Annotated in this window: 19 protein-coding genes and 4 pseudogenes; 14 read left to right on the forward strand and 9 right to left on the reverse strand. The window is 69.9% G+C overall.

Annotated elements, in window-relative coordinates; genetic code table 11:
• Window positions 1-152: 152 nt before the first annotated feature.
• From ABTZ17_RS30335 to ABTZ17_RS30360, 6 genes are all read left to right on the forward strand, one after another.
• Window positions 153-500 (forward strand): helix-turn-helix domain-containing protein, encoded by a 348-nt coding sequence (locus ABTZ17_RS30335; protein ID WP_352198974.1) that lies wholly within the window; start codon window positions 153-155, stop codon window positions 498-500.
• Window positions 501-985: 485 nt separating this feature from the next.
• Window positions 986-1189: a cold-shock protein gene (locus ABTZ17_RS30340; RefSeq protein ID WP_352198975.1), complete on the forward strand. Its 204-nt coding sequence runs from the start codon at window positions 986-988 to the stop codon at window positions 1187-1189.
• Window positions 1190-1503: 314 nt separating this feature from the next.
• Window positions 1504-3015 carry a DEAD/DEAH box helicase gene (locus ABTZ17_RS30345; protein ID WP_352198976.1) on the forward strand — a complete coding sequence of 504 codons (1512 nt, stop codon included), beginning with the start codon at window positions 1504-1506 and terminating at the stop codon, window positions 3013-3015.
• 46 nt (window positions 3016-3061) lie between these two features.
• The gene (locus ABTZ17_RS30350; RefSeq protein WP_352198977.1) at window positions 3062-3478 is read left to right on the forward strand and encodes a CBS domain-containing protein; all 417 of its coding nucleotides are present in this window, start codon (window positions 3062-3064) and stop codon (window positions 3476-3478) included.
• 50 nt (window positions 3479-3528) lie between these two features.
• Window positions 3529-3843, forward strand: coding sequence for an SCO5918 family protein (locus ABTZ17_RS30355; protein WP_352198978.1), 315 nt, complete (start codon window positions 3529-3531; stop codon window positions 3841-3843).
• A 212-nt stretch (window positions 3844-4055) separates the two neighbouring features.
• Window positions 4056-4463 (forward strand): Imm10 family immunity protein, encoded by a 408-nt coding sequence (locus ABTZ17_RS30360; protein WP_352198979.1) that lies wholly within the window; start codon window positions 4056-4058, stop codon window positions 4461-4463.
• On the opposite strand, the pseudogene ABTZ17_RS36985 reads toward ABTZ17_RS30360, so the two are convergent.
• The 5 genes and pseudogenes from ABTZ17_RS36985 to ABTZ17_RS30380 all read right to left on the reverse strand — a co-directional run.
• Window positions 4444-4578: pseudogene (locus tag ABTZ17_RS36985) on the reverse strand (IS5/IS1182 family transposase); the annotation flags it as partial. The gene ABTZ17_RS30360 and the pseudogene ABTZ17_RS36985 overlap by 20 nt on opposite strands.
• 884 nt (window positions 4579-5462) lie before the next feature.
• Window positions 5463-5987 carry an ATP-binding protein gene (locus ABTZ17_RS30365; RefSeq protein WP_352198980.1) on the reverse strand — a complete coding sequence of 175 codons (525 nt, stop codon included), beginning with the start codon at window positions 5985-5987 and terminating at the stop codon, window positions 5463-5465.
• Window positions 5988-6499: 512 nt separating this feature from the next.
• Window positions 6500-7819 (reverse strand): annotated as a pseudogene (gene nhaA / locus ABTZ17_RS30370) (Na+/H+ antiporter NhaA).
• Window positions 7820-8758: 939 nt separating this feature from the next.
• A complete protein-coding gene (locus ABTZ17_RS30375) occupies window positions 8759-9103 on the reverse strand; it encodes a hypothetical protein (protein WP_352198981.1) in 345 nt (114 codons plus the stop codon).
• Window positions 9104-9485: 382 nt separating this feature from the next.
• The gene (locus ABTZ17_RS30380; RefSeq protein ID WP_352198982.1) at window positions 9486-9662 is read right to left on the reverse strand and encodes a CsbD family protein; all 177 of its coding nucleotides are present in this window, start codon (window positions 9660-9662) and stop codon (window positions 9486-9488) included.
• Between the two features lie 257 nt (window positions 9663-9919).
• Between ABTZ17_RS30380 and ABTZ17_RS30385 the strand changes: the two genes are divergently transcribed.
• Window positions 9920-10081 (forward strand): hydrophobic protein, encoded by a 162-nt coding sequence (locus ABTZ17_RS30385; RefSeq protein ID WP_352198983.1) that lies wholly within the window; start codon window positions 9920-9922, stop codon window positions 10079-10081.
• 901 nt (window positions 10082-10982) lie between these two features.
• Here the strand turns inward: ABTZ17_RS30385 and ABTZ17_RS30390 are convergent.
• Window positions 10983-11683, reverse strand: a pseudogene (locus ABTZ17_RS30390) (HSP18 transcriptional regulator).
• Window positions 11684-11808: 125 nt separating this feature from the next.
• Here ABTZ17_RS30390 and ABTZ17_RS30395 point away from each other — a divergent pair.
• Window positions 11809-12243, forward strand: coding sequence for an Hsp20/alpha crystallin family protein (locus ABTZ17_RS30395; RefSeq protein ID WP_352198984.1), 435 nt, complete (start codon window positions 11809-11811; stop codon window positions 12241-12243).
• A gap of 103 nt (window positions 12244-12346) precedes the next feature.
• Window positions 12347-12754, forward strand: a complete 408-nt coding sequence (locus tag ABTZ17_RS30400; RefSeq protein ID WP_352198985.1) for a DUF2267 domain-containing protein — start codon at window positions 12347-12349, stop codon at window positions 12752-12754.
• 210 nt (window positions 12755-12964) lie between these two features.
• Here ABTZ17_RS30400 and ABTZ17_RS30405 read toward each other — a convergent pair whose 3' ends face one another.
• Window positions 12965-13453 (reverse strand): hypothetical protein, encoded by a 489-nt coding sequence (locus ABTZ17_RS30405; protein WP_352198986.1) that lies wholly within the window; start codon window positions 13451-13453, stop codon window positions 12965-12967.
• A 269-nt stretch (window positions 13454-13722) separates the two neighbouring features.
• Window positions 13723-14295 carry a type 1 glutamine amidotransferase domain-containing protein gene (locus ABTZ17_RS30410; RefSeq protein ID WP_352198987.1) on the reverse strand — a complete coding sequence of 191 codons (573 nt, stop codon included), beginning with the start codon at window positions 14293-14295 and terminating at the stop codon, window positions 13723-13725.
• 561 nt (window positions 14296-14856) lie between these two features.
• On the opposite strand from ABTZ17_RS30410, the gene ABTZ17_RS30415 reads away from it, so the two are divergent.
• From ABTZ17_RS30415 to ABTZ17_RS30425, 3 genes are all read left to right on the forward strand, one after another.
• Window positions 14857-15798: a helix-turn-helix transcriptional regulator gene (locus ABTZ17_RS30415; protein ID WP_352198988.1), complete on the forward strand. Its 942-nt coding sequence runs from the start codon at window positions 14857-14859 to the stop codon at window positions 15796-15798.
• A 491-nt stretch (window positions 15799-16289) separates the two neighbouring features.
• On the forward strand, window positions 16290-16637 hold the full coding sequence (locus tag ABTZ17_RS30420) for an STAS domain-containing protein (protein ID WP_352198989.1): 348 nt from the start codon (window positions 16290-16292) through the stop codon (window positions 16635-16637).
• Window positions 16638-16732: 95 nt separating this feature from the next.
• Window positions 16733-17284, forward strand: a complete 552-nt coding sequence (locus ABTZ17_RS30425) for a hypothetical protein (protein ID WP_352198990.1) — start codon at window positions 16733-16735, stop codon at window positions 17282-17284.
• A 192-nt stretch (window positions 17285-17476) separates the two neighbouring features.
• Here the strand turns inward: ABTZ17_RS30425 and ABTZ17_RS30430 are convergent, their stop codons facing one another.
• The gene (locus tag ABTZ17_RS30430; RefSeq protein WP_352198991.1) at window positions 17477-18283 is read right to left on the reverse strand and encodes a phosphotransferase family protein; all 807 of its coding nucleotides are present in this window, start codon (window positions 18281-18283) and stop codon (window positions 17477-17479) included.
• Between the two features lie 348 nt (window positions 18284-18631).
• Here ABTZ17_RS30430 and ABTZ17_RS30435 point away from each other — a divergent pair.
• A pseudogene (locus ABTZ17_RS30435) lies at window positions 18632-18799 on the forward strand (NAD(P)/FAD-dependent oxidoreductase); the annotation flags it as partial.
• Window positions 18800-19380: 581 nt separating this feature from the next.
• Window positions 19381-19584, forward strand: a complete 204-nt coding sequence (locus ABTZ17_RS30440; protein WP_352198992.1) for a cold-shock protein — start codon at window positions 19381-19383, stop codon at window positions 19582-19584.
• Window positions 19585-19701: the final 117 nt, after the last annotated feature.

Below are 19701 nucleotides of genomic sequence, written 5' to 3' on the forward strand. Positions count from 1 at the left end.
GGTTGAGCGGACACAGAAGGTCCACGCAGCATCAGGGCCGGCAGATGGTGTAGCAAGTTCCTTCGGGGCCCTGGTGCCATAGGCGCCAGGGCCCCTCGACGCGTTCACCCGTTCCCCGGCAACGCATCCATTGGTTCCATGAAAGAGGCCCCATGCCAGAAGCCACACCCGTCGGTCCGCTCAGCGGGCACCTTGAGGACGACGATTTCCCCGCCTACACCATGGGTCGGGCCGCCGAGATGCTCGGCACCACCCAGGCGTTCCTCCGCGCCATCGGCGAGGCCCGCTTGATCACCCCGCTCCGCTCCGCGGGCGGACACCGCCGCTACTCCCGCTACCAGCTGCGGATCGCCGCCCGCGCCCGCGAGCTCGTCGACCAGGGGACCCCGATCGAAGCGGCCTGCCGCATCATCATCCTCGAAGACCAACTCGAAGAGGCCAAGCGCATCAACGCGGCCTACCGCGCGGCCGGCGCCCCGGACCCGGATGCCACAGCCTGACTGTGCGTCCCTCGTCGCGGTTGTGGGTGCCGAAGCTGATCGGGGCCAGAGGCCAGGGGGCAGGTGCACGCGGTCGTGGGCCGTCGGACGCCGGTGGCCAGGAGCGAGGAGCGAATGCCGAGGATGGGCTGTCGTCGACCCCGAGTTCGTTCGGGGCGGGCGCCGGTCACGAACTGTAGGAACGCTGCGTTCGGAGAGAGCGGATATCTGTGACGGCGGCTTTAGAATTTAATGGATCCAACGGTGAGGGTTTCTGTCGCAACGTCACCGAGGGAATTATCCTACGTACGCACACCGCTGCATCGTGCTATTGTCGATCTCGGTTGCGGTTTTGGTACCCAAAAACTTCGAGCGCCTCCGGTCGGAATCAGTTCCTGCTGGAAGTGTTTTATATTTCCCGGTAATTTTCCGGGCGGGGCATCATCGCGGCGACGCGGCGCCCGCACAATGTAGACGCCGCTGTATTGCCCCAAAGGAGAAATGGCATGGCTGCTGGCACCGTGAAGTGGTTCAACGCGGAAAAGGGCTTCGGTTTCATCGCGCAGGACGGTGGCGGCCCTGACGTGTTCGCCCACTACTCGAACATCGCCGCGCAGGGCTTCCGTGAGCTGAACGAGGGTCAGAAGGTCAACTTCGACATCGCGCAGGGCCAGAAGGGCCCGACGGCCGAGAACATCGTTCCCGCCTGACGCTGACACGCATACTGCGGCTGGGGCCCGCACCCCTTGGGGTGCGGGCCCCAGCCACACACATTTCCCGCAGCGGGTTCACCCGCATTCGTGGGCATGGGGACACTCGCCGACCGGCTCTCTCGGCGCCGCATCCGAGTGGATTGTTTACGGTTGCCACATGTCCTCGGCGTCACATTTTCAGTGTCCGATCTCCTTGGTTTTTTCCGCTGGACTCCGCTTCTCATTCAATTCGGCCCGTGCCGGCAATTCCCCTGCGCGACTCCTGTGCTGCGGGAATTTCTTCATGCGTGCCGTGTCAAGGAAGGTTCCACATGAACCCCGCGCGTACGAATGAGCGCTCGTCCCGCATCCGTGGCCGTACCGGTGGTCCGGCTTTCGGCAGTGGCAGCGCGGCGGGTTCGGGTCGCGGCAGCCGTTTCGGCTCGTCGGCCCCACGCCGTCCCGGAGGGTCGAGCGGTTCGGGCGGCCACGGCCGTCGGCCCGCGGCGGTCCAGGGCGAGTTCGCACCGCCGACGACGGTCACTCCCGCGCTGCCCGCGGTGGAGGCCTTCGCCGATCTCGACATGCCGGCCCAACTGCTGGCGACCCTCGGCACGCAGGGCGTGACCGTGCCCTTCCCGATTCAGGGCGCCACCCTCCCCAACACCCTCGCGGGCCGCGACGTCCTCGGCCGGGGCCGTACCGGCTCCGGCAAGACCCTCGCGTTCGGGCTGGCCCTGCTGGCCCGCACAGCCGGGCAACGTGCCGAGCCCCGCCGGCCGCTCGCGCTCGTCCCCACCCGCGAGCTGGCCCAGCAGGTGACCGATGCCCTCACCCCCTACACCCGCTCCGTGAAGCTGCGTCTGACCACGGTCGTCGGCGGCATGTCGATCGGCAGGCAGGCCGGCGCACTGCGCGCGGGAACGGAGGTCGTGGTGGCCACGCCCGGCCGATTGAAGGACCTCATCGACCGCGGCGACTGCCTGTTGAACCAGGTGGCGATCACTGTCCTGGACGAGGCCGACCAGATGGCCGACATGGGATTCATGCCCCAGGTCACCGCACTCCTGGACCAGGTTCGCCCCGAAGGACAGCGGATGCTGTTCTCCGCGACCCTGGACCGCAACGTCGACCTTCTCGTGCGCCGGTACCTGACGGACCCGGTCGTGCACTCGGTGGACCCCTCGCAGGGCGCGGTGACCACGATGGAGCACCACGTCCTGCACCTCCACGGCGCCGACAAGCAGCGCATGACGACGGAGATCGCCGCACGTGACGGTCGAGTGATCATGTTCCTCGACACCAAGCACGCCGTCGACCGCCTCACGCAGGACCTCCTCGACAGCGGGGTCCGCGCCGCCGCCCTGCACGGCGGGAAGTCCCAACCGCAGCGCACCCGGACCCTGACCCGGTTCAAGTCCGGCCATGTCACCGTCCTGGTCGCCACGAACGTCGCCGCCCGCGGCATCCACGTTGACCACCTCGACCTCGTCGTGAACGTGGACCCGCCGACCGATCCCAAGGACTACCTGCACCGCGGTGGGCGAACCGCCCGCGCCGGCCAGTCCGGTCGCGCCGTCACCCTCGTCACCCCCGCCCAACGCCGCGGCATGGCCCGCCTCATGCAGGCCGCCGGAGTCATCCCGCAGACCACCCAGGTCCACTCCGGTGACGAGGCCCTGAACCGGATCACCGGAGCGAAGGCCCCCTCCGGTGTCCCGGTCACCATCACCGAACCGGTGACCGAGCGCCCCAAGCGCAGCACGGCCTCCCGCGGCCGGCGCGGCCCCGCCGCCGCCCGGCGCGCGAACGCCCGCCGGACCGCCTTCGACGTGGCGGCCTGAGAACCACGTGATCCGCAAAATGACCTACCGATGCAGGAGGCACCTTTTGACGCTGGTCCAGATGCAGCCCCACCCGGCCCCCACCGATGCCTTGTCCAGCCGTGCGCACCGTACAGCGCACGACGTGATGGAGGCGGCCGGCCCGCAGGTCTACGACGACATGACCGTCGAGGTGGCCCTGGCCGTCATGGCCGGCTCCCTCACGGACCACCTGCTCCTCTGCGACGAGGACGGCCTGTGCACCGGGCTGATCACCCGCGCCGAGCTCTGCGCCGTCCGCGACGGCGCCGCGTACACGGACCGGATAAGGCTGCGCGATGTCCTCGGCGACCGCGGGCCGTTCGCCTCGCCCATGACCGCGGTGGCCGAGGCCGAACAGGCGATGCGCTACTGCAAGCTCACCGCCCTGCCCGTCGTCGACGAGCACGGCACTGCTTTGGGCGTCCTCGCCCTCGTCCGCTGAACCATCTCACCGAGCTTGCATCCGTCCTCCTCTTCGCCCTGTGAGGCATCATGCGCTGTGTCATCGCTCGCTTCCCGTTCGACCTGACCAAGGCGGGTGTACTGGAGTCGATGAAGGGCATCGAGCCCGAAGAGGTGATCGGCGAGTCCGTGATCATCGGCCGCCGCACCTACCCCGTCAAGCAGGTCGGCCAGATCATCACCCGCCAGGACCGCCGCGACTTCACCGCCGGCGAAGTCCTCCGCGCGATGACCCGGCTCGGCTTCACATGCCGCGGCAGCATCTCCAGGCCCGCCACGGCAACCCGCACGCTCAGCCCCCTCCAGCGGGCCTCCGCCATGCTTGGCACCCCTGCGACCGCATGACGGCCTGAACGGCCCCCGGCGACCGCCGCCGGCTGAACGACGAAGAGGGCCCGAACGGCACGCGCCGCTCGGGCCCTCTTCCTGCGCCCGTAGCCGACACGAGTTCACTCGGCGACCGGAGAGTAAGACATCGTTCCTTATGGCGGTGTTTACAGCTCTCGTTGGCGGAGGGGTAGGCGTGAGCTGTGCTGGGCTACTGGTAGAACCGGCGTATGACATACAGGTTCACGGCCCGTGCGGTGGCTGTCGAGGTCGACGTTGATGGCGAGATGCAGGCTGGCGTGGCGGAGGAGGATGACGGCTTCTTCCTGCTGTTTACGCGCCCTATCGGGGAGCCGTCCGCACAGGACATCTCGCTCGGGCTCGACACGTACTGCGTGATGACCCCGGACCAGAGCACGGCCTATGGCTGCGTCCGCGAGGTGGCTCTGACAGGCAACCTGCTCAAGGTGTCGCTTGACCTCGGTTGTCTGGATGACTTGGAGTTGGAAGACGCGGGGATCGAGGCGGTCCTCGACGTGCCGGCCGAAGGCATTGACGAGATGCGGAAGGTACTTGCGCAGGTGCTGACCTTCGGACGCGAGGAGGCCCGGCCTCGGCTCACTGGTTTCTCGGTGTGATCGGCCTATCGAGGCGGTGGTATCCGATCAGGAGAGCTGCGATGCCGACAAAAGCGAGGAAGTGTTCGGCCTTGCGTTCGTAGCGGCGGTGGAGGCGTCGGCAGCTGGAGAGCCAGGGCGCCCCTGGCCGTGAACATGCCGTTCGTCATCCTCCCCCTCGCCCACGGCACCGCACAGTCCAAGGCCTCCCCCTGCACCCGGGTGATCGCTTCCCCAACGACTTCATGGACCTTTCCTCGGCCCGTGCTGACGCCATGGCCGGGCTTGCCCACACGGATTCCGTGTCGGTGAGGGGTCGACCACGTGAGCCCGCCGGGTCCGCGCCTGCTCGCGGCACACGCTCGCTCCCGAGAGCGACTGTGTGCTGCCATGCCGGGGACGGGACCGTGCTGACCCCGCAGAGCGCCCACAGGGCCGGGCGCGTGGCAGCGGTGCTGGAAGCCGAACCGGAGGTATGCGCGACGGTTATGGTGATGAATCGTTTCATTTGGGACCGGAGGTCGTTGATCCTGGGTGGGTCTCCGGTTGATCGGTGCGCTGGTGTTGTGGCCGTCAAGGGAGTTTGTGTGCACGATCGCTCGTTCTTCCATTGCCGGTCGTGCCGAGAGCCGCTCTACGCGACGAGTTCCGTGGCCGGGGAGTTGGAGCGGGAGTGGGAGGTCGATCATCAGCAGTCCGGCCGGTGGTGTGCGCTCGGTCATTTGCTGCCGTTGACCGGTACCGCATCGGATCCGCGGGCCCTTCCTGACGCGGTGCGTGTCCTGCTGACGGTCGGCGAGTAGGCGTGGGTGGCCGGGGAGGTCACAGCCCGACAGCGGCGTCACGGGAGCCGCGTGCTCGCGCACCGGGTCGTCATCACGGCGTCCGTCGCAGTCCGTGACTTCATTTCCGTCGCCCGATTGGTCCGGCTCGGGGGCACGGTCCTGTGTCCGGAGCCGGTCCCGCAGACGTGCCTGGGATGCGGGGTGACCCTGGCGGCGAGGTGAGCAGTGTCCCGGTTCACGGCCCTGGGGCGTCGCCGGCGGGTCGGTCGGTGAGGGGGATGGAGGCGGTGATGCGTTTGCCGACGGGTTCGCGCTGGATCTGCAGCTTCGTGGTTGTGGTCATGACGATTTCCAGGCCGTGCTGCCCCACTCGGGTGGGGTCGGGAGGCAGGATCGCCGGGAGGCTCGGGTTGCTGTCCCACACGGACACCTCGATACAGCCGTCCCTGACGTCGAGGGTGAGGAGGCTGGGGCCGGGTGCGTACTTGCGGGTGTTGGTGATCAGTTCGCTGACGACCAGCTCGACCACGGCCTGGGTGGGTTCCGAGACCGGGATGCCGTGAACGGTTCGCAGGTCCGTGAGGAAGGCGCGGGCCAGCCGCCGGGTTTGGGCGATCGGTTCGTTTCCCTCGAACGCGGTGTGGAGCGATGCGGGGCGGTGGAGCGGCAGCGCACCCGGATCGGCATTCTCCGAGGGCAGGCCCAGGGGTGGCTGTCCTGCCGTGGGGGCGTCTTCCCGTTCGAACCATTGCCAGGTCATCGTTCTCCGGATTTCCACTGTAGGCGAGGAGGGCCGGGGCCGGCCCATGAAAGGCCGCGGCCGCCGGCGGCCTTGACGGAGCCGGTCACCGGGAGGAACAGCCCGATGACGAGCACGGCGACGCCATGTCCGGGCAGGTGCAGCGCCCCCAGGCCACGATGAAGGGTGCGTCGACAGCCGCGCAGGCACGGTCACCATCCGCCGTTTCGAACCCTCTTCGCGGCCTTCGGCATCGGGTTCCCTGTCCGGTGGAGAGATCGTGCGAAGGCCTTGAGCGTGCCGTTGACGAAGGCAACGAGTCCGCCCGGTGAGCGGTGCCGAGACCGCTGTCGACCCCACGCTGTGGTCCCGCCGGTCAAAACGGTGGCCGCGATGGTCGTCGCGAACACACCCCCGGCCAGGAGGGGATGGTGAACGTCCCGTGCCGGCGGGCGCCGCCGGGCCGCCGTAACCCGGCGCCGACAGTGCGAAAGACCAGGTGGCCGGTGCCCGATCCCGCTCGACGCCGCCCATCAGGCGCGCCGCCCGTCCGCGCGGGCAGTGATGTCCGGGGTGGGCGTCTTGTGCTGGTAGATGTCGGGGATGCCGTCCTGGTCGGCGTCGGTGTTCTCCGCCTCGTACAGGCGCCGGTAGACGGTATTGCGCCTGCGCAGCAGGACCGCTGCGATGACAGCGGCGATCAGCGAGGCGATGAGGACGGCGGCCTTGACGTGCTTGCCGGTGGGGCCGCTCGGGAAGGCGAGTTCGCCGATGAGGAGAGCGACGGTGAAGCCGATCCCGGCCAGGACCGACAGGCCCAGGACGTCGGCCCAGGCGAGATCGGGGTTGAGCCGGGCACGGGTGAAACGGGCGCCAAGGTAGGTTCCGGTGAAGATCCCCAGCGTCTTACCGAGGACCAGGCCGATCACGACACCGAGGGATTCGGGACGGGTGAACACCTGGCCCAGGGCAGGCCCGGAGATGCTCACTCCTGCGGCGAACAGAGCGAACAGCGGCACCGCCACGCCCGCCGAGAACGGGTGCACCAGGTGAGCGACCCGGGCCGCCGGTGAGACGTCCTCGCCCTCGTCGAGGGGGGTGCGCAGGATGAGGCCCATGGCGACGCCGGCGACGGTGGCGTGGACGCCGCCGTTGTACATCAGCGCCCAGACCGTGATCCCGAGGGGCACGTACTACCACCAGCCCCGCACCCGCAGCCGCTGGAGAGCGTAGAAGAGGACCAGTCCCACGAAGGCTCCGACGAGGGCCCACAGGTTGAGGTCGGAGGTGAAGAACACGGCGATGATGAGGATCGCGCCCAGGTCGTCGACGACGGCGAGGGTGAGGAGGAAGGCGCGCAGGGCGGCCGGTAGGTGGGTGGAGAGCACCGCGAGGACGGTGAGGGCGAAGGCGATGTCGGTGGCCATCGGAACGGCCCAGCCCGCCCGGTTGCCGCCGCCGACCGTGGTGGTCGCCATGTAGAGGGATGCGGGTACGGCCATCCCGCACAGCGCGGCGATCACGGGAAGGGCCGCGGTGGCGGGGGTGCGCAGTTCACCGACGACCAGCTCGCGTTTGAGCTCGATGCCGGCGACGAGGAAGAACACCGCCAGCAGCCCGTCGGCCGTCCAGTGCCCCACCGACAGGTCCAGGCCGAGGGCGGGTATACCGAAGTGGAAGTCCCGCACGGACACGTACACAGCGTTCCACGGGCTGTTGGCCCAGATCAGTGCGAGGACGGCCGCACCGAGGAGGACCAGCCCGCCGACGGTCTCGGTGCGCAGGCCACGGGTGATCGCCTGCCGTTCGGGCAGGGGAAGCAGCCCGAGGAAGGGGGAGCGGGTGCCGGCCATGGCCGTGGCCTCCGGGCGTCGACGAGGACGGGGCACACTGCCCCCAGGACGCCGACCAGACTTCCCGGCACACCGCGCGCCACCTTCTTGACGCGTTCCTTACACCGTATCCGCTGTCTGCACCGGCGGCCTCACATGATCACATCGGTTTCAGGTTGTGATCATGTGAGCTGGAGGCCGCGCCGTCGGGCTGTGGTGGGCGTGACGCTCGACGATCCGGCGGTGACCAGTAGCGGACCGTTCGCCCGGCCCGGTGTCGAGTCCGCGGCCTGCGACTGAAGGGGACGGCTTCGACGCCCATGACGAAGGACAGGGGCGCTCGTACCGAGCTTCGGCAGGCCGGGAGGATCGGCGCTCGGATGCGGGTGGGTGAAGGGAGGGGGGGTGCCTGCGGGGTCTGGCCGACGGATCTGCGGTGAACGCCTGGACTGTTCTCGCCCGGCAGGGTGGCTCTTATTCTCGGCGGGGTCGCGCTGTCGCCCGCGGCCGCCGCCGGTTGTTGCGCTTTCCGCGGCTGCGGGCGTTTGCCCCGGGCGGAGGCACGCCGCGAGCATGGAGGTGCGGCCCAACCCTCACTCGGCGCATTCGGATACCCGCCGACGGAGTGGCGGCAGAGCCGAGGGACGCGCCCGCCCCCGGGGTGGGCGCCTTTACGCATGGAGGGCGCGAGCCGGTTACCGGGGCCGAACGGCACCGGGTCACGCCTGGCCGCGCCCCGGCGGGTGGGGTGGTCGGGTGGCGTGGCGTCGTCAGAGTGCGGCCGGGACCCGGCGGCCGCGGCATGGCGTTCGCTCGCCGGGGGCGGCCTGACCGCGAACGGGACATGGCGGCCCCGTGCAGCTTTCGGCCTTGATGGCCCGTTCCTGGCCGTGGCGTCCGGGTCAGGGGCCGGGCCCCCGGAGGAGGGGGCCCGGCGTGGGCCGGGGTGGGGTGGGGGTGTCAGCTGAAGACGACGGAACGGAAGCGCAGGCGGTCGCCGAGCCTCTTGCCGGGGGGCATCACGTAGAAGACGTCGCCGTTGCAGTTGGCGTCGAGGAAGACGGTGGCGGTGGAGTCGGTGAAGTTCCGCGGAGCGAAGGCGGGCAGGTTGGAGCCGACCGTCTCGGGGATGTCGATGCAGACGTTGCTGTCGGGGTCGGGAAGGGTACCGCGCAGGTTCAGGCCGTTGAGGCCGACGTAGGTGTAGACGAACTCGCCGTCGGCGGCCGCGGCGGGGGACGCGGGCAGGGCGACGGAGAGCAGGAGCGCGCCGAGGGCGGCGGCCAGGGTGCTGCGCATGCGCATGGGTGTTTCCTCTGTGGAGGGAGGGCATGTGCTGTCGACTGTGTATTCCCTGGCCAGTTCCGGCCGGTTGCGCCTCTGAGCGGCAGGAAGGTTTCATCCTCACCCGTATGGCCCGCATGACAGAGGACAGAGGACGGGTGGGCCCGAAGATCTGCCGCGGCACCCAGGGCCGTTCGGCCAAGCGAGCTGGCGCGCAGGATCATGGACATGGTCCGCCTGGAACTGCGCCCGGGACGCGACCTCCCCCTCGGGGACAGGCCCTCCCGCGTCCGGCAGCGAGCGTTCGCCGATCGGGCCGACGTGGCTGGGCCCCGACCCAGGGGGGGGAGGGGTCGGGGCCCAGCTGCTGTCACGACCCGGGTTGGTGGGTCGTGGGGGTGGGTCAGGGTCGGCGGAGGTTGTCCTTGAGGTCTTCCTTGGCCTGACGGGCCTGGCCCTTGGCCTGGTCGACGTGGCCTTCGGCGGTCATGCGGTCGTTGCCGACGGCCCGGCCGATGGCCTCCTTGGCCTTGCCCTTGGCCTGCTCGGCCTGTGCCTTGGTCTTCTCGGTGCCCGACATGGGGACCTCCTCGTGACGTACCGGATTTGGTCGTGACCCTCACGTGCTCCCGATCCGGGCTCGTAAACACACCAGCACGCGATTCCGCTCCGAACTCCGGAGCTGCGGGATTCCTCCGATGCGCGAGGCCCGCTCGTGTCCGACAGGAGGCGGATCCGGGTGCGCACATATGCCCGCCTGCGCACATAAGAAACGGGTAAAGGTGAGCGCATGGGAGGGGGCGGGCAGGGCATCCGGTCCTTCGGAGGTTGATAACTATGGTTCCCCTGCTTCTTGTTCTTCTGCTGGTTCTGATCCTGTTCGGTGCCGGTTTCGCGGTGAAGGTCCTTTGGTGGGTCGCGATCGCGGTCCTGATCCTGTGGCTGGTCGGGTTCGTCGCCCGGCCGAAGAACAGCTCCGGCCGCTGGTACCGCTGGTAGCCGAACCACCGGCGCCCCACATGGGCCGGACGGTGTGACGGTGGTGGGTCATCTCTGCTGGAGGCGGGGGTGGCCCACCGCCGTCATTCCCGCGCTGCTCGGCCCGCGGAGCGGGAGACACGGGGGAAGCCGAGAGTCGGGCCGGTGCCTGCGCGACAGCACGGATGCCTGCGTGTGCTGTGGCCTGCCGCGAACCGCCTGACCGCTCCGGTCCGGTGCCGGACAGGGCGTCCCATGCTGCCGACGGGCCGATGTGGGCACGGAGCCGCTGAGCCCGGGACAAGGCTCGGTCCCGGCGTCAGGGGCCGGATTTTTGCCGAAGGTGGCAGCGTCCCCGGTCGCTGCGGGCAGCGACGGCGCGAGGCCCTGAGTGCGGCGAGGTCGGGTTCGGCCGGGGTGACTGCGCACCCCAGCGGAGCGACCCGCTGGCGTCTCCACACACGCAAATCCGGGCCACGCTTCTGTGGGTCCAGGGTCCCAAGCCGGCACATGGGGTGGCCCCGACGCCGGGAGATGGCCTTCGTCGAGTGATGAGCGACGATGGCGGTCCACTGCGCCGGGGCCATGTGCCCAGTCCGCACCTGCGCGCCAGTGCCCCGGACAGGCCCATCCATGCATCCGTTCGGTTAATCGCCTCGGCTGGCGTGATGGTCTGGGGCCCGGTCGCATCACCATCCCGTCGCGTGCGCGTAGCCCCGGTGCGGCCTGAGTTCCTACCGCCACTTCGCTGGGTTCGTCCCCTTCGCCGATATCGGCCTCGTCCCCTGCACTCACCGCCCCCGCAGCAGCCCCCAGGAAAGGACGCAGCCTGCGCATCACGTGAAATCTCCCACCTCGTGGACCACCTGTCGCAGCCCGGCGGAGCCTGTCTGTTCTTCCTGTGAAGCCGGTGGTTCAGTGCTCAGGTTTTGCGTTGGTCGTTGCTGTTCTGGCGGAGGCGGTCGGTGTGGCGGGTGGGGGCGTCGATGCGGTCGGCGAGTTCGGTGTCCTGGGGGCGTACGTGGGTGCGGGAGTCGGTGAGGGGGCGGACGAGTTCGGCGGCGTCGTTCGCGGCGAGTGCGTGGTTGAGTTCGTCCACGGTGCCTTGGGCGTCTTCGTGCAGGCCGCTGAGGGCGGTGACCGGCCGGCGAGGCGGCGCAGGTCTGCGGCGTTGCCGCGGGCCCAGTCGGTGACAGTGCGGTCGGCCGCGCGCGCGTCTCGGGTGGCCTGGACCCGCTGCTCGCCGGTGGACCCGGCCGCGCCGGGGCGCAGGCGAAGGTAGCGGCGTTCGGCGGCCTGGCGGCTGGCGACATCCAGGGGTGCGGCCAGATCGGCCCAGCTCGCTCCCCGATCGCGCGCGGTCTCGATGAGCACGCTCTCCCAACCGACGAGCTCCTCACGGATCTCGCGCAGTGCCAGCAGGGCGTCCAGCGCGTCCTGAGGGCCTGGTTCCCGCTTGGGGCCCGCGGTCTCCGTCCCGTCCTCGCCCTCGGCCCCGTCCTTCGGCGCATCCGCGGGTGCGGTGGCCTGTACGGCCTCTCGGATGGCGTCCTGGATGGTGGCCAGGGCTGTGGTGGCGGCTGTGATGGTGATCGGTGGGGGGTGGGGGTCGGTTTCGGTCATGCTCCACCTCTTGTCATCGGTTGGATGACATCCTGCTTGTCATCGTTTCGATGACATGGTAGAACGGAGGCACGTTGAAGCGCATTGGCAGTCCACTGCCTGAGCCGACCGGAGGTGTTGTCCAGATGTTGATGCGCACTGACCCGTTCCGTGAGATGGACCGGATCTTCCAGCAGTTGTCGGGTACGTCGGGGACGTGGTCGAAGCCGTCCGCGATGCCGATGGACGCCTACCGTGAAGGCGACGCCTACGTGATCGCGTTCGACCTTCCCGGGGTCTCGACGGAGGCGATCGAGATCGACGTCGAGCGGAACATGCTGACCGTCAAGGCGGAACGCCGTCCGGCTCCGAAGGCCGACACCGCGCAGATGGAGCTCTCCGAGCGGCCCCTCGGTGTCTTCTCCCGGCAGGTCATGCTCGCCGACACCCTCGACACCGAGCGCATCGAAGCCGATTACGAGGCCGGTGTCCTGACCCTGCGGATCCCGATCGCCGAACGCGCCAAGCCCCGCAAGATCGCCATCAACGGCCCCGCGGACCGCAAGCAGATCTCCGGCTGACCCACCGAACGCCGGCCACGGCGGAGGACGGCCCCGAGCTCCCCCTCGACCCGCCCTCCGCCGTCACCACCCCTCCTCATCGCTCCAGTGGAGGTGACATGGGATGCCGATAAAGCAGCAGGCCTTCCTCGACCACATCCGAGAGCGCGGCGAATACCCCGGTCCAGGAGAAGCCGAACGCGCGGCCCGCGTGGTCCTGGCCCTCCTCGGAGCCCACCTCGTCGGGACCGTCAGGGCCGACCTCGCCGCCCGACTCCCCGAAACCTACGCGCTGGTCCTCCTCAATCCCCTGCAGGCCGCCGAGCCGCTCACCCCGGAACGCTTCGTCCGCGCCACCGCGGCCTGGATCGAAGGCGCCACCGAACAAACCGCCCTGTGGGACATCGGCGCCGTCCTGTCCACCGTGGCCGCCACCGTGGACGAGGACCTCCTCAATCGGATCCTGCTCCAACTCCCGCCCGGCTACGACCTCCTCTTCGGCCACACCCACCACACCCGACTCCACCACTGACCCCACGCCCGAGCAGAAGGGCGACCGCACCATGCACGACCAGCTCCTCCCGAACCTGTGGGTGAAGGACGGCGACGGGACTGTCGACCGGGTCAAGCGCCGCGATCCCCGCCGACCCGACAGCGTCCCCGTCGGTTGAGCGGACACGAAGGGCCCATGCCCGGTCGCCGAGAGCCGACGGATGCTGGTGGCGTGGTTGGCGTCGGTCCGTCAGGTGCCGCTCTTCTTCCACGCCGTTCGTAGGCGGGCGGTGAAGGCGTCGATGTCCTCACGGTGGCAGGTCACGTGGTGGCGTGCGGCGAGGCCGTCGAGGGTCTCGGTGGCTTCTTCCTTGATGTCGAGGACGACGAGGGCGGTGTCGTCTTCCACATCGGCGCTGAGCATGATCAGTCCGGCGTATCCGGCGGATGCCTCCTGTTCGATGTAGGCGTTGGCGAGGAGGGCCCCCGCAGAAGCGCCGAGGAAGGATCCCACGGGACCGCCCAGGAGCCCCACTCCTCCGCCGAGGATGGCCGCGCCCGCGGTGACCGGTCCGGGGTCGGGGGTGTGTTCGGCGGTCACGTCGAGCACACCGTCCGCCCCGCGATCGAGGACGGCCGCGTAGCGCAGACCTGGCAGGGTGAGGGCCTCCTCGAACGCGGCGCGCGATCGCGCCCGGTCGTGGAAGGCGAGGGTGGCGACGTGGTGTGCGGTGGACATGCCTGGAGCTCCTGAGGGTCGGTTACGGACGGGGCAGCGCGACGGTTCCGCACCGCCCTCTTCGTATGCCCCAAATTTTCGGTCGTGTCCTCGTCTTCGCGTACGACGGCACGCACGGTCCCGAGAGGGTCCTTTGCGAGGGGAAGGCGGTCTCCGCGATCGCAGTCGGCCTCACGGGCTCCTCACTTCTCCGTCGTCCTGACCCTCCGATCCGGTGCACCACGGACGAAGGGTTCGTCCGGGACGGGGTGCAGGGAGCGCCGTGTGGATCACATCCGGTGTCGGTCTCGTGCGAACTCTTCGATGATCTTCGCGCAGAAGGCGGGGAGGTCGTCCGGGCTCCGGCTGGTGACCAGGCCGTCGTCCGTGACGGTCTCCTCGTCCACCACGACGGCTCCGGCGTTGCGCAGGTCGGTGCGGATGCTGGGCCACGAGGTCAGTGTCCTGCCCCTCACCACGCCGGCCTCGATCAGCGTCCACGGCGCGTGGCAGATGGCGCCCAGCGGTTTGCCCGCCGTCACGAAGTCCCGTACGAACGCGACCGCTTCGTCGTCCCGGCGCAGCGTGTCGGGGTTCACGGTGCCGCCCGGCAGGATCAGCCCGTCGAAGTCGTCCACCGACACCTCGCCGACCAGGGCGTCGACGGCGAAGGTGTCCGCGGGCTCGATGTCGGAGTTCATCGCCTGGATCCTGCCGTCCCGGGTCCCGTCCGCCACGGACAGGAGCACCGTGTCGGCCCCCGCCGCCCGCACCGCCTCGCGCGGCCGGACCAATTCGACCTGCTCCACGCCGCTCGCCGCCAGGATCGCGATCCTCTTGCCCGCCAGGACACCACTGCTCATATCGTCCTCCTTCGATCGACAGCCCCACCCGCCCGAGCAGCTCACTCGACGAGATCACGGACCGTGTCGCCCACGCGCCTACCCCACCCCTTGCCGGGCAACCCGGAGGGGCATCCGTTCGTGCGTGGGCTCACCGACCGGGGACACAGGGCGGGCCCGCCTCGGGAGGGCCGTGGGAGGGCCGTCCAGCGGAAGGCCGCCGACACGGTGGCCGAGAAGCCGGCCTGCGTGGGCCGGGCCCGCCGAGGGCGCGAAGGCTGAGGCGACAGCGGGTGCCGAGGCGGGCCGCGACGAGAAGACCACCGCCCCCTGCACGAAACCGAGAGGAGCACGAAGACGATCCTTTCCGAAACGGGAGTCTCCCACCTGCATCCACCGTGGCCGCCGAGGGAGAAGACGAGCCGCACGGTGAGTGCGCACCCCCGTTCGACCCGCTGTCCCCGGTCAGTGGGGCGAGATCGGTGGGGGCGTGATTTCGTTGAATGGGTCCCCGGGGCGTGGGCGCGCGTGCGAGTCCACGCCCCGGGGGCCATGGCCGGGAGGTGGGCGGTGGACGGTGGCGTGGTCGAGCGTCTGAGCTTGGAAGTGGCGGGTGCCGACGCGGTCGCCGAAGCGTTGAACCACGCCTACCCGATGGGCTTCGTCTTGGACGATGTGGAGGCCCGATCCACCTTCACCCTGCGACGGGCCCAGGCGGGTCCTCTGCTGATGGACGAGGCGCAGGCGTCGGCCCGCTTCCGGTTCGACGGGGGCAGGATGGACCGGGTGATGATCGGCATGGTCCGTCGCGGATCGGTCGATGCCTCCACCAACGGTCTGACGGGCCGGTTCGGGCCCGGTCAGTGCTACCTCCCGGGAGAACCGGGACACCATTTCACCGGCGCGGTGACGGACACCTGCGTCCAGGTGACGTCCCTGGAACCGGCCCTGGTGGCCGACACCGTCGGACACGACACCGACCAGCCCCTGCGCTTCCACCGCCTCAGGCCCGCCGCCGCTGACGGGGACGAGAGCTGGAGGCACGCCGTCGACTACGCCCTGACCCTTCTGGCAGGGGACACCTGCCCGCCGCTGCTGGCGGACGCGACCGCCCGACACCTGGCCGCCACCGCCCTCACCCTCTTTCCCAACACCTACCTCACCGCGAGCCGCGGCCTTTCCGGGCCGGGCGCAGTGGGGGCTGCGTCATTGCGCAGGGCGCTGGACTTCATGGACGATCATGCCCACTTGCCCGTGACGGTCGGGGAGATCGCGGCAGCGGCCGGCACGACACCGAGGGCGGTCCAGTATGCCGTTCGCCGCCACACCGGCCTCACCCCGCTCGGCTACGTCCGGCGGGTCCGGCTGGAGCGGGCCCACGCGGAACTGCTGGCCGCCGATCCCGAGAGCGGGGTCCTGGTCCGGGATGTCGCCGCCCGGTGGGGCTTCGCCAAACCGGGCACGTTCTCGACGTACTACCGGCAGGTCTACGGCCGACATCCCAGCACCGACCTCCACACCTGACCGGCACTTCCGCGGCGAGGACTTCCGCTGCGGGAGCGGATCCGCCGCGCCGCTCCACTGCGCCTCGGGGTGGGCCGAGCAATGGGGGGTTTCGTGGTTCGTGGCTCTGCGGCGCACCGTTTCGTTCCTCGGGTAGTCACGGTGCCGTGCGGATGGCGGTCGTAGGACGACTTTCGACCCAGGTGAGGAGCCTGCCCACGTACACCGGTCGGTGACGGCGATGGTGAGGCGTTCGTGGTGGCGATGGATTCGAGGCGTGTGGGCCGCGGGTCCGGCTGCGGGCGTCGGCGAGGAGTTCGCAGGCCACCAGGAGGAGCGTTCGGCGCTGTTACGTCACCGTAAGTGCCCTGGTACCTCGCCTTGAAGAAGTGCTTCGACGGCTGTCCTGCTCCGACCGGTTCGTTTCGCTTTTCGGGTAGCCAATGGTGTCGTTCCGGGTAGGTTCGAAGTAACCTTTGGCGGCCCGCGCAGTCGAGAAGGGGAGCGTGAGGATGGACGGGACCGGCCTGCGTATCAGCCGTCGGGGCGCGCCCGCGGGAACGTGTGTCCTGGTGGTGGCCGGAGAGGTCGACTACGACACCGCGCCGATGCTGGTGCGGTCCTTGAACGCCGCTCTGGCCGGGCCACCCGTGCCGGACTCGTTGGTGGTGGACTGCTCGGGGCTGACCTTCTGCGGTTCCGCCGGTCTCAATGCCCTCCTGACCACCTACCGCTCGGCGGCGGAGGGGGCGGTGGCCTTCGCCCTCGCGTCCCCGCTTCCGCAGCTGCGCCGGTTGCTGCGGATGACGGGGGTGGAGGCCGTGTTGCCGATCACGGACACCCCCACCGTCCATCCCTGATCCAGAGTCGAGTGATGCCCGCCATGCACTCTTCCCGTTTCCGGTCCCGCCTGTCCCGTCGCACCCCGGAGCCGGCTCCGGCCCCGCGAGCGGGGATGCACGAACAGGTCCTGGCCCTCGCCCGCGAAGCCGAGAGCCAGAACGACGGCACCACGTGGGTCCTCGGCGCCGAGGACGAGGTCTTGGCGGCGGAGGTCGCCGCGGGCCTGGTGGAGGCAGTGGGCCCGGCCGCCCGGCAGGAGGCCCTGCCGGTGATCGAGCGGCTGGGGCACCTGCGGGAAGTGCTGGCCGTCCTCGCCTTGGCCACCGCACGAACCCATGGACACCTCGCGTGGTTCCTCGCCCGCGCCAGCACCGCCCTCGCCCCCGTCCTGCACTGGCGCGCGCTCACCGCGACCCCCGGCCACTCCTTCGGCGCCGTCCTCCCCGAGCCCGACGAACTCCACGACGCCGAACACGCCGTCCGCTTCCTCGCCGGATTCCTCACCCGCACCGGTGCCACCGACGCCCCCGACGGCAGGCGCACGGACTCCCCCTCCTCGTCCTCACCCTCGGGCAACGACTCATCCCCTGAAGGCCTGTCACGACCCACCGCTCTTCCGCCGGACCCCTCGCCGAAGCCGGTCCTGGGCCACGGGGAGGGTTGACGCCGGTGTGCGGTGGGGCCAGTGGCCAAAGCAGGCACAAATGGTGCCTGCCGTGCCGGTGCCGGCCGGGGCGCGGAGTCTTGGCGCCGCCACCCTGCTCCGTTCGGAACCTCCCCACCGCGGTCTGCCATGACCTCGCGCTCGTCGTGGCGCGGGGCCGGTCGACCGCGCATCGAGGACGCATCAGGTGAGCTATCGGTTCCAGTGGTCGGCCCATGCGCGGGCGGTTTCGAGGCGGTCTTCGTAGCCCCCGGTGTGGTGTTGCCAGTACTGGCACCAGTCGGCTTCGGCGCGGGTGAGGAAGGCCACGGCTTCGCGGGGCGCGGCGGCGAAGGCGGGCACGTTCCGGGCGTAGGCGGCTGCCTGCTCGGCTGTTTGCCGGCCGTCGAGCATGAGGCGGGCTCCCCACAGGGCGGCGGTGGCCCAGGCGGGGCCGCGGGCGGCCCATGCCCAGTCGACGAGGTGGGCGTGGTGATCGGCGTCGATGAGGAAGTTCCCGCAGGAAGGGTCGCCGTGGACCAGGTGATCACCGGTGAGGAGTTCCTCGGCCCGTTGCTGGTCGTAGGACTCCCAGCGGGCCCACAGCGGCGGCAGCCGGACCTGCGCCGGAGCCTTCACCCCGCCGAGCTCGCGGAGGACGGCCGCGCAGGGTTCCAGGTGTGTGCTGCCGGCGGGGAAGTGCGCCCAGGGTGTGACGTGGAGGCCTTCGAAGCCGAGGAGGGTCCAGCCGTCCTCGGTGATCGACCAGAGGAGTCGGGGTGCGAAGTCGGGCAGGTGCGGGCCCAGGCGACGCTCCACGTCGAGTTTTCGTGCCCCGCGGTGGCCGTCGGGAAGGCCCTTGACGAAGACCGGGCCGGTGTCGGTTTCCAGGAGGGCGGCGACGGCGGCGCTCTCTCCGAGTTCGACGTCCTTGGCGGTGTACTCGTCTCCGACGCGGGCCGCGACGGCCGCCCGGACGCGGGCGGGGAGGTCGGCGAAGGGGATGCGGCGCGCGTTCATTTCTTCGGAGGCCTCGGCGCCGGGTGCGGCATCGGCTGGGGTCTGCGCGGGCCGGGGTGGGAGGGCGGTGGTTCATTGGCGGGACCCGGCGGAGGCTTGCGCGCTTCAGTGGCCATGCCCGCACGGTACCGGCCCCGCCGGGTTCGGGACGGGCGGACTGGGAGGTCGATCGCCGGCTGTCCGTGCGGTGGTGCGTGCTCGTCATCGGATGCCACTGACCGGTAGGTCGACCGATCCGCGTGCCCTTTCCGATGCGGGACGGGTGCTCTTGGCGGTCGGCGAACAGGTACGGGTGGACGGGGCGTGTCCCGGCCCGCCACTGACGGGTGGTGGTCTTTGTCGAACAGGAAGACGCGGGTGATGACGAACTGGCTCCTCAACGCCGTCACCGGCGACGACTTCTTCCGCACCGGTTTCCAGACGTACAAGCCGGGGACGCTCCGCGACTTCGAGTACACCGACCAGTACCTCACGCCAGAGGAAGTACGGACCCGCACGGCGGCCGGTGAAACCTGACGGCACCGACGAATGCTCGGCTTCCGACGCGCGTGCTGAGCGCGGACCGATAGGGCGGCCATGAAGGAGTCGACCGCCCACAGTCACGACGGCCCCTGTACCCCGCGGGCCCCCGCCGCACACCCTGCTCTGGAAGAGGCCTTGGCGCCCACCGCCACGGTGGCCGCGGCCCGGGCACACGCGCTCCCGGCGCTACCGGGCTGAGGATCGCCGCCCGAGCGCCGGTGGCACGGCCGATCAAGGCATCGGTCGAAGCGGCCTGCGGCACCACCTTTCCCCCGCAGACCGGCTCGAAGTGGCCCTGCGCCCCACGTCGCCTGCCGTCGTGGCGGGTTCACCAGGTACCGATCGCGGTTCTCCGGGGCGTCCGGTCTCGGGCGCAGTCGCTCAGTAGTCCGGTTTTTCCCTGGTGACTGGCCGTTGTCGGGGATATCGTCTGCGTCAGCTGTCGTGGTTCGGAACTCCCCTTGCCCACGCCGTAGGTGTGGGTGTTTTGCTGTGCTGTGCCGCAGGGACCAGGGCGATCACCTCCGCTTGTCCGCAGGGTGCGGGCGGGCATCCATCGACTGGAAGGCATGAGCATGGCCACGGGAACTGTGAAGTGGTTCAACGCGGAGAAGGGCTTCGGCTTCATCTCCCAGGACGGTGGCGGCCCGGACGTCTTCGCCCACTACTCGGCGATCAACGCCACGGGCTTCCGTGAGCTCCAGGAGGGCCAGAGCGTGACGTTCGACATCACCCAGGGCCAGAAGGGCCCCCAGGCCGAGAACATCACCCTGGCCTGACCACCCCCTGGCGCCCGCGACCACAGATGCGGGTGCCGATCCCACACTCGCGGGTACGCGAGTGCCTCGTGGAGACCGGAGCCGGTCCGCACCGCCGCGGCGGTGCGGACCGCGGCG

Source organism: Streptomyces sp. NPDC097619, from assembly GCF_040302735.1.
In the GTDB taxonomy this organism is placed as follows: Bacteria; Actinomycetota; Actinomycetes; order Streptomycetales; family Streptomycetaceae; genus Streptomyces.

Excerpts from the sequence above, each read along its gene's own strand:
- ABTZ17_RS30335 (WP_352198974.1), top strand. The coding sequence starts at position 153 with ATGCCAGAAGCCACACCCGTCGGTCCGCTCAGCGGGCACCTTGAGGAC.
- ABTZ17_RS30340 (WP_352198975.1), top strand. The coding sequence starts at position 986 with ATGGCTGCTGGCACCGTGAAGTGGTTCAACGCGGAAAAGGGCTTCGGT.
- ABTZ17_RS30345 (WP_352198976.1), top strand. The coding sequence starts at position 1,504 with ATGAACCCCGCGCGTACGAATGAGCGCTCGTCCCGCATCCGTGGCCGT.
- ABTZ17_RS30355 (WP_352198978.1), top strand. The coding sequence starts at position 3,529 with ATGCGCTGTGTCATCGCTCGCTTCCCGTTCGACCTGACCAAGGCGGGT.
- ABTZ17_RS30360 (WP_352198979.1), top strand. The coding sequence starts at position 4,056 with ATGACATACAGGTTCACGGCCCGTGCGGTGGCTGTCGAGGTCGACGTT.
- ABTZ17_RS30365 (WP_352198980.1), bottom strand. The coding sequence starts at position 5,987 with ATGACCTGGCAATGGTTCGAACGGGAAGACGCCCCCACGGCAGGACAG.
- ABTZ17_RS30375 (WP_352198981.1), bottom strand. The coding sequence starts at position 9,103 with ATGCGCATGCGCAGCACCCTGGCCGCCGCCCTCGGCGCGCTCCTGCTC.
- ABTZ17_RS30380 (WP_352198982.1), bottom strand. The coding sequence starts at position 9,662 with ATGTCGGGCACCGAGAAGACCAAGGCACAGGCCGAGCAGGCCAAGGGC.
- ABTZ17_RS30385 (WP_352198983.1), top strand. The coding sequence starts at position 9,920 with ATGGTTCCCCTGCTTCTTGTTCTTCTGCTGGTTCTGATCCTGTTCGGT.
- ABTZ17_RS30395 (WP_352198984.1), top strand. The coding sequence starts at position 11,809 with ATGTTGATGCGCACTGACCCGTTCCGTGAGATGGACCGGATCTTCCAG.
- ABTZ17_RS30400 (WP_352198985.1), top strand. The coding sequence starts at position 12,347 with ATGCCGATAAAGCAGCAGGCCTTCCTCGACCACATCCGAGAGCGCGGC.
- ABTZ17_RS30405 (WP_352198986.1), bottom strand. The coding sequence starts at position 13,453 with ATGTCCACCGCACACCACGTCGCCACCCTCGCCTTCCACGACCGGGCG.
- ABTZ17_RS30410 (WP_352198987.1), bottom strand. The coding sequence starts at position 14,295 with ATGAGCAGTGGTGTCCTGGCGGGCAAGAGGATCGCGATCCTGGCGGCG.
- ABTZ17_RS30420 (WP_352198989.1), top strand. The coding sequence starts at position 16,290 with ATGGACGGGACCGGCCTGCGTATCAGCCGTCGGGGCGCGCCCGCGGGA.
- ABTZ17_RS30425 (WP_352198990.1), top strand. The coding sequence starts at position 16,733 with ATGCACGAACAGGTCCTGGCCCTCGCCCGCGAAGCCGAGAGCCAGAAC.
- ABTZ17_RS30430 (WP_352198991.1), bottom strand. The coding sequence starts at position 18,283 with ATGAACGCGCGCCGCATCCCCTTCGCCGACCTCCCCGCCCGCGTCCGG.
- ABTZ17_RS30440 (WP_352198992.1), top strand. The coding sequence starts at position 19,381 with ATGGCCACGGGAACTGTGAAGTGGTTCAACGCGGAGAAGGGCTTCGGC.